This window comes from Barnesiella intestinihominis YIT 11860 (genome assembly GCF_000296465.1).
GTDB classification, from domain to species: domain Bacteria; phylum Bacteroidota; class Bacteroidia; order Bacteroidales; family Barnesiellaceae; genus Barnesiella; species Barnesiella intestinihominis.
In genome coordinates this window covers 1,204,409-1,217,791 of sequence record NZ_JH815203.1, presented here as the reverse complement: position 1 = coordinate 1,217,791, position 13,383 = coordinate 1,204,409, and the positions used below count along the sequence as shown (strand labels likewise).

The 13,383-nt window shown below is 40.9% G+C and carries 7 protein-coding genes, 1 tRNA gene and 2 rRNA genes; 9 read left to right on the top strand and 1 reads right to left on the bottom strand.

The genetic code is table 11. From position 1 onward, the window contains the following. From HMPREF9448_RS04745 to HMPREF9448_RS04730, 4 genes are all read left to right on the top strand, one after another. Positions 1 to 1,290, top strand: a 23S ribosomal RNA gene (locus HMPREF9448_RS04745); the annotation flags it as partial. 73 nt (positions 1,291 to 1,363) lie between these two features. Continuing rightward, positions 1,364 to 1,472, top strand: a 5S ribosomal RNA gene (gene rrf / locus HMPREF9448_RS04740). 148 nt (positions 1,473 to 1,620) lie between these two features. Then, complete coding sequence (locus HMPREF9448_RS04735) at positions 1,621 to 2,310, top strand: HAD family hydrolase (protein WP_008861458.1); 690 nt, start codon at positions 1,621 to 1,623, stop codon at positions 2,308 to 2,310. 350 nt (positions 2,311 to 2,660) lie between these two features. After that, positions 2,661 to 2,745 (top strand) — tRNA-Ser (locus HMPREF9448_RS04730). 277 nt (positions 2,746 to 3,022) lie between these two features. Here the strand turns inward: HMPREF9448_RS04730 and HMPREF9448_RS04725 are convergent. Next, the gene (locus HMPREF9448_RS04725; protein ID WP_008861457.1) at positions 3,023 to 3,892 is read right to left on the bottom strand and encodes an AraC family transcriptional regulator; all 870 of its coding nucleotides are present in this window, start codon (positions 3,890 to 3,892) and stop codon (positions 3,023 to 3,025) included. Positions 3,893 to 4,153: 261 nt separating this feature from the next. Here HMPREF9448_RS04725 and HMPREF9448_RS04720 point away from each other — a divergent pair, with 261 nt between their 5' ends. The 5 genes from HMPREF9448_RS04720 (at position 4,154) to HMPREF9448_RS04700 (ending at position 13,333) form a co-directional block, all read left to right on the top strand. Next, positions 4,154 to 5,179, top strand: coding sequence for a glycoside hydrolase family 130 protein (locus HMPREF9448_RS04720; protein ID WP_008861456.1), 1,026 nt, complete (start codon positions 4,154 to 4,156; stop codon positions 5,177 to 5,179). A gap of 8 nt (positions 5,180 to 5,187) precedes the next feature. Further along, the gene (locus HMPREF9448_RS04715; RefSeq protein ID WP_008861455.1) at positions 5,188 to 6,828 is read left to right on the top strand and encodes a sodium:solute symporter; all 1,641 of its coding nucleotides are present in this window, start codon (positions 5,188 to 5,190) and stop codon (positions 6,826 to 6,828) included. A 32-nt stretch (positions 6,829 to 6,860) separates the two neighbouring features. After that, positions 6,861 to 8,177 carry a hypothetical protein gene (locus tag HMPREF9448_RS04710; RefSeq protein ID WP_008861454.1) on the top strand — a complete coding sequence of 439 codons (1,317 nt, stop codon included), beginning with the start codon at positions 6,861 to 6,863 and terminating at the stop codon, positions 8,175 to 8,177. A gap of 395 nt (positions 8,178 to 8,572) precedes the next feature. After that, positions 8,573 to 11,713: a SusC/RagA family TonB-linked outer membrane protein gene (locus HMPREF9448_RS04705; RefSeq protein WP_040295884.1), complete on the top strand. Its 3,141-nt coding sequence runs from the start codon at positions 8,573 to 8,575 to the stop codon at positions 11,711 to 11,713. Between the two features lie 12 nt (positions 11,714 to 11,725). Beyond that, positions 11,726 to 13,333 carry a RagB/SusD family nutrient uptake outer membrane protein gene (locus tag HMPREF9448_RS04700; RefSeq protein ID WP_008861452.1) on the top strand — a complete coding sequence of 536 codons (1,608 nt, stop codon included), beginning with the start codon at positions 11,726 to 11,728 and terminating at the stop codon, positions 13,331 to 13,333. Positions 13,334 to 13,383 lie beyond the last annotated feature (50 nt).

Genomic DNA, 13,383 nt, shown 5'->3' with positions numbered 1-13,383 from the left:
CAGGCTCCCAAGAAAATCCGCTAAGCATATTCTATATCCACCCGTACCCCAAACGGACACACGTAGTCGGGTAGAATATACCAAGGCGCTCGAAAGACTCACGGTTAAGGAACTAGGCAAATTGACCCTGTAACCTCGGGAAAAAGGGTCCCCAGTAAGATGGGGCGCAGAGAATAGGTCCAGGCAACTGTTTAACAAAAACACAGGGCTGTGCAAAATTTGAAGATGAAGTATACAGCCTGACACCTGCCCGGTGCCGGAAGGTTAAGAGGAGAGCTTATCGCAAGAGAAGGCTTGAATTGAAGCCCCGGTAAACGGCGGCCGTAACTATAACGGTCCTAAGGTAGCGAAATTCCTTGTCGGGTAAGTTCCGACCTGCACGAATGGTGTAATGATCTGGACACTGTCTCAACCGTGACTTCGGTGAAATTGTAGTATCGGTGAAGATGCCGATTACCCGCAACGGGACGAAAAGACCCCGTGAACCTTTACTGCAACTTAGCATTGCGTTTGGGCATTTGATGTGTAGGATAGTCCGGAGGCTACGAGTCGGCGACGCCAGTCGTCGAGGAGCCGCTGTTGAAATACGGACCTTCGAATGTTTGAGCGCTAACTCGCTGTAGCGAGGACACTGTTTGGTGGGTAGTTTGACTGGGGTGGTCGCCTCCAAAAGCGTAACGGAGGCTTCTAAAGGTACCCTCAGACCGATTGGTAACCGGTCGGAGAGTGTAATGGCACAAGGGTGCTTGACTGAGAGACCCACAAGTCGATCAGGTAGGAAACTAGAGCATAGTGATCCGGTGGTTCCGCATGGAAGGGCCATCGCTCAAAGGATAAAAGGTACTCCGGGGATAACAGGCTGATCCCTCCCAAGAGCTCATATCGACGGAGTGGTTTGGCACCTCGATGTCGGCTCGTCACATCCTGGGGCTGGAGAAGGTCCCAAGGGTTGGGCTGTTCGCCCATTAAAGTGGCACGCGAGCTGGGTTCAGAACGTCGTGAGACAGTTCGGTCTCTATCTGTTGTGGGCGCAGGAAATTTGCGGAGATCCGACACTAGTACGAGAGGACCGTGTTGGACAGACCCCTGGTGCATCGGTTGTTCCGCCAGGAGCACAGCCGAGTAGCTAAGTCTGGAAGGGATAAGCGCTGAAAGCATCTAAGTGCGAAGCCCACTCCAAGATAAGATTTCCATATAGGGACGTCAAAGACGATGACGTAGATAGGCCGCAGGTGTACAGGCAGCAATGTCACAGCCGAGCGGTACTAATAGCCCGAAACTTTCGGAAGTGCGAGACGTCGAGGGTAGATAAGGGAGGCAGAGATTGCGAAAGACTCTTTTTTTTCGTCAAGGATCGAGACATTCAGGCGGTTACAGCGCGGGGGATCCACCTCTACCCATTCCGAACAGAGAAGTTAAGCCCCGCCACGCCGATGGTACTGCGCAAGTGGGAGAGTAGGTAGCCGCCAACTTATAGGAGAGAGAGCCGGAGAGGGAGAACCCCTTCGGCTTTCTCTCTTTTTGTATATAGGACTCACAACCCCAGTCCTATCCAAAAGTCGGAGGGGCAGATGAAACGGTGGGAAAATTATCCGATTATTACGATTAAGAAAATGACCTATGAAAAAAACGATCGAATACATAGCTTTCGATGCCGACGACACGCTTTGGGAGAATGAATTGTATTTTCAAGAATTTGAAAAGGAATTTTGTAATCTCCTCAGTCCCTATCAGATGTCGTCATCTATATCGGAAGATTTATTTAAAGTGGAAATGAAAAATCTCCATATGTATGGCTATGGATTGAAAAGCATGATGCTTAGTATGATTGAGACAATTTGTAAAGTGACGGAAGGAGAAGGAAATATCGGTCTTGTAAACAAAATCATTGAATTAGGTCAAGAGCTTTTGCAAAGGCCGGTTACATTGCTGAATGGAGTAAAAGAGGTTTTATCGGCATTTCAAGGGAAATATAAATTGGTGTTAGCGACTAAGGGAGACCTGTTTGACCAACAAAGAAAAATTGCAAATTCCGGGTTGCAAGAATATTTTACCCATATAGAAATAATGAGCGATAAGAAAAAGGCAGACTATAAAAAGCTACTTGGTAAATTGGAATGTTCCCCTGAGAAATTTCTCATGATAGGAAATTCAATAAAATCCGATATCATTCCTGTATTGGAACTCGGAGGTTATGCCGCTCATGTACCCCATCATGTCACTTGGGCATACGAGCAATATGAGGGAAAGGTAGAATACAGGAACTTTATCCAATTAAATCATATCGAAGATATAACAAATTACCTTTGATGGTGATTTCGATTGAACCTTATTCTTGTACCAAAGCCTTTTTGAAGATAGCTTCGACTTCGTTGGGATAGATACCGCCCTCGTGCTCCTTTTCGTCTGCGATGTAAAACGTAGGAACGTAATAGTAATTGTTGGTATTTTCTAATCACTTCGTCTCTGTGTGCCACCTTCTCTATCGTACTAGATGAGCAGAGAAGGGTGACACATTTATTGAAATAGGAGCTATTTTGAGTATTTATGAGAGAAGTGTACTGTTAAGAGTGAGGTGTCGATAGAAAAAATATGAAATCTTTTTTATTTTTCGAATATAAGTCGTATCTTTGCACCGCTCAAATAGAGAAGTCGACTATGGAGAGATGGCAGAGTGGTCGATTGCGGCGGTCTTGAAAACCGTTGAACTGAGAGGTTCCGGGGGTTCGAATCCCTCTCTCTCCGCTAAATACTAAAATAAGTAGAAAGTCTCACAAGTCTAATATTTGTGAGACTTTTTTATTGCCTTTTGATCTATCTTATATCTTTCTTCAAGTGGAGATTATTCGTATATAGACATTAAATATTTTAATGAATGTTTGTGCTAGCCTTTCGGAAATAATATTTAATGCCGTGAATATCTCACTATTCTGATTCTCTTTTTATACTTATCTTTTTTAGAATTCATAAGTTGTGTATTTGTATAGACTTTTTTGATTAAGAATGTTATAGATCGATGTTATTAATATTTAATCATAATCTTTTGTATCGATTCCCTGTATTCCGAGGGCGTTTTTCCTTTATTTTTTTTAAAGATACGGTTGAAGTTTGAGATGTTGTTGAACCCGCATAGGAATGCGATTTCGCTAATGGAATTTGTCGTCTCGAATAACATTTTTGTGGCATTACTGATTCGTATGTCATTAATGTAATCTACAATATTTCGATTTGTCCTTTTCTTGAAAAAGTGGCTTAGAGCGGAATCACTCATAGAGACTAATTGGGCTATATCGCATAATTTGATGGGATTCATGTAGTTGTTGTTTATGTACTCGTTGATTTTCGCGATTCGCCGGCTTTTTGAATCTCTGAGTATGCTATCGTTGTCGAAGGTTCCACTGGCTAAAATTCTTTGGCGCGGATTGGTCGATAGGTCATAGAGTAGGGCAAAGAATTCGAGACAAACGTTGAATCCCGTCATTTGAGTCATGGCGATTATTCTTTTGACAATATCGGAATTTTTGTTTTCTGTGAATTGGATTCCTCTTTTCGATTTTTCCAACATATCTTTTATCGAGGAGAACATGCGTTTTTGAAGAATGGGGAATGTTAGGAGCTGTTCGTGAAATTGTATAGTGATGACATGGTTGCTCTCGACATTGTTGCCTTCCCATTTGTGTGGAACATTGGGACCAGTCAGTACTAAATCGACCTCTTCGAAAGGTTCGATGGAATCTCCTACAATGCGGCGTCCAAAATCCCATAGGACTAAGTTTAGTTCGAAATCGGAATGGAAATGTATGGGATAATCAAAATCGGCTTTTGGGTGATTGAGTATAATGAAGAGATCGTCTTCATTAATCGGGGTGATTTCGTGTTGTATATTTTTCATAATCGGAGCAATTTAATATATAGTACAAATATATAAAATAATTTGGGTGTTGTCAATAATATATATGATTATTATTTATAGTTTAATTTTGTAATTATTTGATTTATAGAAATATATTGTTTTATATAATAGTATTTTGATGTATTATGATAAAAAATTGCATAATATTATTCAATATAATATAGGTATTTGACTAAAATGTATTAAGTGTGATGTGAAATTTCGCTTAATTTTGTCGATGAAATAAATATATAAAATATTATGAAATTAAAGAAATACGAGGGTAATCCGATATTGTCGCCTAATCCTGAGAATTATTGGGAAAGTTTAGTTGTGTGTAATCCGGGGGTAATATATGATAATGGCGTTTTTCACATGCTTTATAGGGCGGCCGGAAATGATATAGAACATCTTGTATATATAGGCAAGGCAGAAAGTACAGACGGTATCCATTTTAAGCGTGTTTCGAAAGAGCCGGTTTTTTCACCGGGTAAAGATTCGTTTGATGCTGGTTCAAACGAGGATCCACGTATCGTGAAAATGGGGAGTGAGTTTTTCGTAACATATGCTTTTCGCCCGTATTTTGCTAGTCAATATTGGAAGAATGATTATGATCAGGTGGAAGCGCCGGAACATGATCCGAATGCTCCGAAGTGTTTGAGGGAGAATATCAGTAATACGGCGCTCGCCGTATCGCGAGATATGCTCCATTTTAAGAAAGTGGGGCGTTTGACAGAGCCTTCGTTGGATGATCGTGATGTGATTTTGTTCCCGGAGAAAATAAACGGGAAATATTGGATGCTTCATCGCCCGAAAGATTATGTGAATGCAAACGGTAATTATGGAACAGATTATCCTTCTATCTGGATAAAGAGTTCAGACGATTTGATGATGTGGAATACCGAGAGTAAATTATTGATGAAGGGTGAAGAGGATTGGGAGGTTAAAATCGGGGGGAATACTCCTCCTATTAAGACTGACGACGGGTGGTTTTTGCTTTATCATGGAGTAGATGCGAACTTTACCTATCGCGTTGGCGCCGCTCTTCTCGATTTGAATGATCCGACAAGGGTATTGTATAGAACAAAAGATTTTATTCTTGAACCGGAAACGTATGAAGAGACGCAGGGTTTATATCGTTGGGGGGTAGTTTTTCCGACAGGGGCCGTAGTTAAGGATAATATTTTGTATGTCTATTATGGTGCTTCTGATCAATGGGTGAACTTGGCTACGTGTGATTTTCAAGAATTGATCGATTTCGTGAAATCGAATAGCAGAAAAAAATAAGATACCCCATGGAACTGAATATATCAAATATCGATATAGTTGTCATACTTCTTTTTGTAGTGGGAATCATTTGGTGGGCTCTTAAAAACAGGAAGAATGAAAATGCCAGTGAGTATTTTTTAGCCGGAAAATCTCAAAATTGGTTTGTTGTTGGGTCCTCTTTGTTTGCCGCTAGTGTGAGCAGCTCGACACTTATGGGGCACTCTGGCGAGGGTTTTATAAGTGGTATTGCGGTATTTAATTATAATGTCGGGGCTATATTCGTAATAATTTTTGTGTCGTTATTCTTCCTTCCGTTTTATATTAAATCGGGTATATATACGATACCCGAGTATTTGGGAAGGCGTTTTGATAATCGTTCACGGAAGTATTTTTCGTTCATCACTATTATCGGCAATGTGTTTTTGGATGCCGGAGCTGCTTTGTATACAGGGGCTTTGATTCTGAAAATTATTTTTCCCGAGATAGATATGATGTGGATTATTATAGGAATGGCTTTGATGGCGGGTACTTATACAATTATAGGGGGATTGTCTTCTGCCATCAATGCCGATATGATACAATCCATAATATTGATTGCAGGGTCGGTGTTGCTGTCGATATTTTGTTTTAATTCGGTCGGAGGCTGGGAAAATTTTGTAGAACATTTCCATGATGGAGTTTGGTTAAATTTGATTCGTCCGAATTCGGATACTACGGTTCCCTGGTTTTCCATTTTTTTGTCTATTCCTATTTTGGGATTTTATTTTTGGGGAAATAATCAAGTCATAGTACAGCGAGTTATGTCGGCCAAGACTGTAAATGAGGGTCGATTGGGCTTTTTATTCGTGGCTTTTTTGTACGTGTTTACTTTGTTTATTTTCATAGCTCCGGGAATGGTGGGCAGAATGATCGATCTGTTCGGTGTGGGTGATACGTTGCCCAATGAAATTATAGATGGAAATACATTGCGGGCTCAATATGGAATCGATACGAATGAAGTATATCCTCGATTGATTTTGAAGTTGTTGCCTGTCGGTTTGATTGGTGTGATGATTGCCTGTATGGTTTCTGCTCTGACATCGACTCTGAGTGCGACATTAAGCTCTGTATCTACTTTGTTTACAATGGACTTTTATAAGTCGTGGAGGCCGGAATCCAGCCCCCGGCATTTGGTGCGCGTAGGTCAGTGGACTTCTTTTATTACTTTGGTCGTAGCTGTATTGTGGGCCCCGTTGATCGGTAAGTTTGCATCGTTAGTCGCCTATTATCAAGAGTTCTCTTCTTATCTGGCTCCTCCAATTGTCGGGACGTTTTTAGTCGGCCTGTTTTGGAAGGGTTCTACTCGCAACGGTGCATTTGCCGGTTTAATGTCGGGATTGGCTATGTCGGCATTAATCATGACTTATAAATTCGGATTCGGAGGCGTCGTACCGTTTCACTTTTTGTTGTGGGTTCCCATTTTGTTGATTTTGAGTGTCCTTGTGAATATTATCGTGAGCAAGTGCGATAGGAATAAAGAGACCGATGTCGAAACTTATACATGGAATAAATCCGTTTGGCAAGACGATACGAGGGAATTGAAAACAGTTCCCTGGTATAAAAATTTTAGATACATCAGTATTGCTTTGATTATAATTGCATTATTAGAGTATTGGTGGTTTTTCTAAGAAAAATTATTAACCCGTAAAAATAAATTATCATGAAAAAAATTTTCAATTTAGTTGCTGTGGGAATGGTATTAGCATCAGTGAATGTTAATGCGCAGACCTATGTGAATGAAATGACACAGGCCGATGTGGAGCGTGATTGTTATATCGAAGGTGGTAGTGCTTTGTTCAATGATGCAGCGGATGCCTATTATGGAGATGGTAGTTATGTACAAAAGTCATCGGCTTCTACTCCTACTGCATTTATATTTAATAGAGACATTTGGGGAAATAAAAATTTAACCGGATTCATAGTTAATGTGCTGGTCCCCAATGATCGTATGGATTTCGACCAGTTTATTAAAATCGAGTATTCAACCGATGAGCTGAATTATCAAGAGGTCCCCGACATGAAGGTTGAAAAATCTTATGATGCAGTTTTAGGAAATAACTATTGGATCGATGTTTGGTATCAAGGTGCTTTGCCTGAGGGAGTAAAAGAGATTAAAGTGACGATGGTTGCCAATGAAGAAGTGGCTAACTGGATTCCGTGCTATCGTCGTACAGAAATTTTTTATGAAGGCGGAGACTCGTATGAATATGTCAAACCTCCTTATTTAATGATTGTGCCGACCGAGTTTTCTGTCGACTTTGAAACCGAGAATTATAGCATCGATATGGCGGGTTCCCAAAATGCATCTTCTACGATCGAAGTGGTAGATAATCCTAAAAAAGATGCGGTCAATGGTAGCGACAAGGTGTTGAAGATTGTACAAGACCCAACCGACCCGAATTGGGGGTGGGACAACGCCGATTGGTTTGGTGTAGCCATCGGTTTGTTGTCTGGCGAAGAAGAGCAATTGACCGAGATTACCGAGACCGACGGTCGTTATTTGCATTTCAGTATTTTGAGAAATGAGAATTCTGTATTCGGAATGGAAACTTGGGGTGGTACATGTTCATATAAGAATCAAGAAATTCCATTTACCGGATCGGAAAATTGGCAGGAAGTAGTGATCGATTTAGAAGAATATATTGGGTCTACTTTCAAGCAATTCTATTTCTCTCCGAATGAAAAATTCGGAACCGACAATGTTGCGGTAGCAGAAACTACATACCTCGATAATATCTATATCTCCGATGTCGCTACATCTTCTGGCATAGCCGACAATGTCGTTTCGACATCGAAAGTCTGGGGTGGTAAAGGTGCGCTCTATGTGGAAGGCGAAGCCGGTGAAATGAGTGTATATTCGGTTTCTGGAATGGAAATAGGGAAATATGCGTTGAATGGGTTTTTGCAAATAGATATCGAACGGGGTATTTATTTGGTAAAGATCGGCGATACTACGTCTAAAATTGTAGTCTATTGATGAATTTTGAAAGGTGTACCAAAAAATTCTTTTTGGTACACCTTTCCTTTAAGATAATATAAAAATCGGCGGTAGTTTTTGGCTTGGAGGGAGTTATAGGCTATTTTATTTTTATGGAATGAGAATAAATGGTACTATGTGATAGATACTGTTTGTTTGGATAATATCTGTATATTCGACATTACTTGTAGTCGATGTTTTAAAACCATGCAAATTAGAGGATAATGTCGATGAATTTTCTTGGAGAGGCTGGCAGATATACTGTTTTGTAGCTTGTAAAGTCGGTGATACAGTCTTGAAGAATTTGGCATATTAAAGTTATTATATTGTTTTCGGGTGTGGGATATTAAAGAATTCAAGATGCCTTTATCCCCATATAAATTTAAAATCAAGGAATGATGAAATTATGGCAATTTTTATCTGTTATTTTGATATTGTCGATATCTCCTTTGGAAATATCGGGTCAAAATAATAGTGGTATTGTTTCCGGTAGTGTTTTTAATTCAGGACAAGAACCACTCGTGGGAGTGAGCGTCTTTGTCAAAGGAACAAATATAGGAACGATGACCGATGCAGATGGACGTTTTTCTGTAAAGGCAGAGGACGGACAAAGTCTGGAATTTCGTTATATCGGTTATGACACCAAAGTGGTGACCGTGAATGGTAAAACGATGTCGGTTACGATGTCGGAAAATCAAGTTATCTTAGATGATGTTGTAGTTATCGGGTACGGTACACAGAAAAAAAGCGATTTAACCGGTTCTCTCTCTTCTGTAAAGGGAGAAGATATCGTAAAAACAGGCGACACGAATATTACCCAGTCTCTACAAGGTAAAGCTCCGGGAGTTTATGTCACGTCCAATTCTGGAACTCCGGGGGCAGGAGCTACGATTCGTATTCGTGGTTATGGTTCTATTTCAACCGATTTAACCCCGTTGTATGTCGTGGACGGGCAACCTATGGAAGAGAGCAGTGTGAATACTATTAATCCTATCGATATTGAAAATGTTGAGGTATTGAAAGATGCTTCGGCCACTGCCATTTATGGTTCTCGTGGAGCCAATGGCGTTATTTTAATTACTACGAAGAAAGGTAAATCCGGTAAAACCAGTATCACGTTTGATGCGTCATTCGGTTGGTCAAATGCAATTAATCGAGTGCATATGATGAATAGCGATCAGTTGTATGGCTTTTTGGAAGAGGCGTATGAAAATGACGGAATGCGGATGCCTAGAAATATTACCCGACTTTATCATCTCGATGGAGAAGGCTTGGGCCCTGTCGACGAATATGGCGAGCCGACGGATATAAATGTCTATGATACCGATTGGTGGAATGAAACCACTCAAACAGCGTTTAAACACAGCTATAACTTATCGGTCAGTGGCGGTACGGATAAATTGACCAGCCATTTCAGCATAGGTTATTTGAATCAAGAGGGTATTGTAATGACATCGGATTATGAGCGTATTACATTGCGTGTGAACAACGAATACAAGTTTAATAAATGGATAACGATCGGTCAGACCTTAGGTGCAGCCTATGTCAAAAGTCATGATTTGAACACTCCGATTAATGAAATATTGTTACCGGATCCGTTTTCACCGATTTATGCCAAAAATGCAGATAAGCAGGATCCTAATTATGAATTTAATAAATATATGGGATCTCAATACAGCTATTATTCGAATCCTGTTGCAAAATTGAACCGACAGAAAAAGGAACATTTGAATCGTAATATCGACGGTACGGCCTACTTAAATATCAATTTGGGATTAAAGGGTCTGGACTTTAAGACTATGTTGGGTTTTGAGTTACCGGAATATACCTATACCGAGTTTAACCCGTTTTTTGATTTGAGGCCGAATGATACTCCATATAATATGTGTACGAATGTGGAGAGTAAATTTTTGTTGGAAAACAGTGTCGCCAATACGAGTTCTACGGAACTGAATTATACATTTCAAAATACGTTGAGTTATAATAATCAATTTGGGAAACATTCTATTTCGGCGGTGGCAGGTTTCACGTGGGAAGCCTATACCGGTCGTTCTTTTACGGCAGAGCGGTTGAATACGCCGAGTAATTCCGATGCTTTCCAAATCGTGGGAGCCGGGACGAAAGAGGGAACTTCTACGGGTAGCCGTTATGAAAACTATTTGATTTCTTATCTTGGGCGTATAAATTACAACTATGCAGACCGCTATTTGGCGACTGTCAGTGTCAGAGCCGACGGTTCCTCGAAATTTGCACCGGGCAACCGTTGGGGGACATTTCCGTCTTTTTCTTTGGGTTGGCGTATAGATCAGGAGGAGTTTTATAAAGATTGGAATCAGAATGTATTGAGTGCGGTTAAACTGCGTGGTGGTTGGGGACAAATCGGGAATCAAAACATTCCTTCGTTCGCTTATGCCGATGTCGTTTCTACTTATGATACATGGGTGTATGGGTTTAACAGCGGTTTGAATCTGTTGAAGGCTTATGCCTCTACATCTAAGGGAAATAAAGATATTAAGTGGGAAACAGTGGAGCAAGGTAATATAGGAGTCGACTTGGGTTTCTTTAAAAACTCATTGACGTTGTCGGCAGATGCTTACATTAAGACGACACGGGATATGTTAATGCAGAATCCGTTACCGGGAATGGCCGGTTATCCTACAACCCCGTGGGTGAATGCCGGTTCCGTAGAAAACCGGGGTTTGGAATTTTTGATCGGGTATCAAGGGAAGGTCGGCGACTTCCGTTATTCTGTGAGCGCAAACTTTACTTTCCAAAAAAATAAATTGGTTGAAACCGGAACGAACGATCCGATTTGGGGTACTGTCTCGAAGAACGAAATCGGAGAAGAATTCGGACGCTTTTATGGATATGTTTATGATGGCATTTTCCAGTCGAAAGAAGAGGTTCTCGCCCATGTAGGAGCCGATGGGAAGACTTTGCTTCAACCTCTTGCAGAACCCGGCGATGCTCGTTTCAGGAATCTTAATGGCGATAATACGCTGGATAGCAATGACCGGGATTATATAGGAAACCCCAACCCCGATGTGATTTATGGAGGAAATATCGAATTGGGATATAAAGGAATCGATTTTGCTCTTTATTTTCAAGGTGTTGCCGGTAATGATATTTGGGTAGGGACAAAAGCTCTTCTCAGGCAGACGAGTATAACGAATTTATTAGCCGAAACTTACACAGATGCGTGGCGGAATCCCGGTGATAAAACCGATGTATTCGGAATTACCAGAAAAGATGATAATGATAATTATAGAAATTCGTCATGGTATGTGCAGAACGGTAGCTTCTGTAAAATAAAAACTGTACAGATTGGCTATACATTCCCGAAGAAAATAGTCGAAGCTACGAAGGTGTTTAGTTCTTTGCGATTATATGTGAGCGGAGAAAATCTGTTTACATTTACAAAATTCAAATATATGGACCCGGAAGTCCCAAATGGCAATGCTTTGAATATGGGTATAGAGAATTTGGGGTATCCTAATCCTCGCACATTTACAGTAGGGGTCAATGTTCAATTTTAAACGATTACAGTTATGAAACTAAGGTGGAGAATACTATATATATTGTTAGGCTCGTTGTTCCTTCTTCCTTCATGTACAGATGAGGATTTGGATACGACTATGTACGGAGGTCGAGAAGACACGGAATTTTACAATAATCTCGAAGAGATCAATCAAGCATTGACGGCCTGCTATTTCTATATGAAGGATAGTTGGAACGATATGAGCTTGGAGTTGATGTTTATCAACGATTGTGCATCCGATGATTGCGAGAAGGGTGGCAGTGGCCTTACCGATAAGAGGAATATTTATCAGTTGGAAACATTCAATATATTTACGACGAACAGTAAAGTGAGCCAGTTTTGGAACATGGCGTATAGAGCTATTTACCAAATAAATACATTGTTGGACAAGAGCGAAATATTTCGTTTGGAGAATACTGATTTAACGGAAGACGATAAGACATTGCTTACGCGTTATGAAAATGAGGCTCGTTGGTTACGAGGCGTGTGGTATTTTAATCTGGCTTATTTGTGGGGTGATGTTCCTTTGTTTTTGCATGCCGAACAGCCTGCGGATATATATAAACCCCGGACACCGGTAGCCCAGATTTGGGAACAGGTTATAGCCGATTTTACTGCGGCTACGGCTTTGCCGAAACGGAGCGAGTATTCCGAGGAAGACACCGGGCGCGTTACGAGCGGCGCGGCTTATGCCATGTTGGGTAGGACATACTGGTATAATCGTGATTTTGAGAATGTTTATAAAATGCTCTATGTCCTGGTTGAAGGCGAGCAAAAAGGAGAATATGAATTGGATCCAGATTTTGCGACTCAATGGTTGAACCCAAATTCCAATTTGAGAGAGTCGATTTTTGAGATACAATATGTCACCAATGGAAAGAATTGGGATGAATCGACGGGGTGGAACGGAGTTTGGTTTATTCCCAGTAGCGATGGCGGTTATGGGTTTCATTTACCGACTCAACATTTGTTGGATGCTTTTGACCCGGAGGATCCGCGAATTACTTGGACATTTGTTCGTCAAGGCGACCAATTCGTCGGGAATGATTTTGTGACAGGAGATGCGAATTATCCCAGTCGTTTCTTTGACCGTAAACATTTTGTCCCCATGAGCGAGACTTTAAATGCGGCGTCTCCGGTCTATCCACAAGATGTAGAAATGACAGTTTATGTCATTCGTTATGCCGATGTTTTGTTGATGTATGCCGAGGCTTGTTTGGAAAAAGGTGATATCGTGGGTGCTAGAAAGTATTTGAATCAAGTGAGAAAACGAGCTCGCGAATCCAGTCCGTTGGATGCGAAACGAGTCATTCAAAAGTATGTGCCCGACACAAAGCCGACATCGTTACCGGACATAACTTCCGATAATGTGGCGGAAGTGCGATTGGCTATTTGGAACGAGCGTCGCTTTGAGTTCGCTTGTGAGGGAATCCGCCGTATGGATTTGATGCAACAGGAACGTTATGGAGAAATTATGACGGCTGTATATAGTAACGGCTATGCGACAGAAGATGTCGATAAGGGACGTTATTATACAAAGGAAAGAGAACTTTTCCCCATTCCTCAAAATGATATAGATTTAAGCCGAGGTGCATTGGTTCAAAATCCCGGATATTAAATCGTCTTTTTTAGGTGTAGTAAATATTTGATAATTAAGAAAGTAGATAA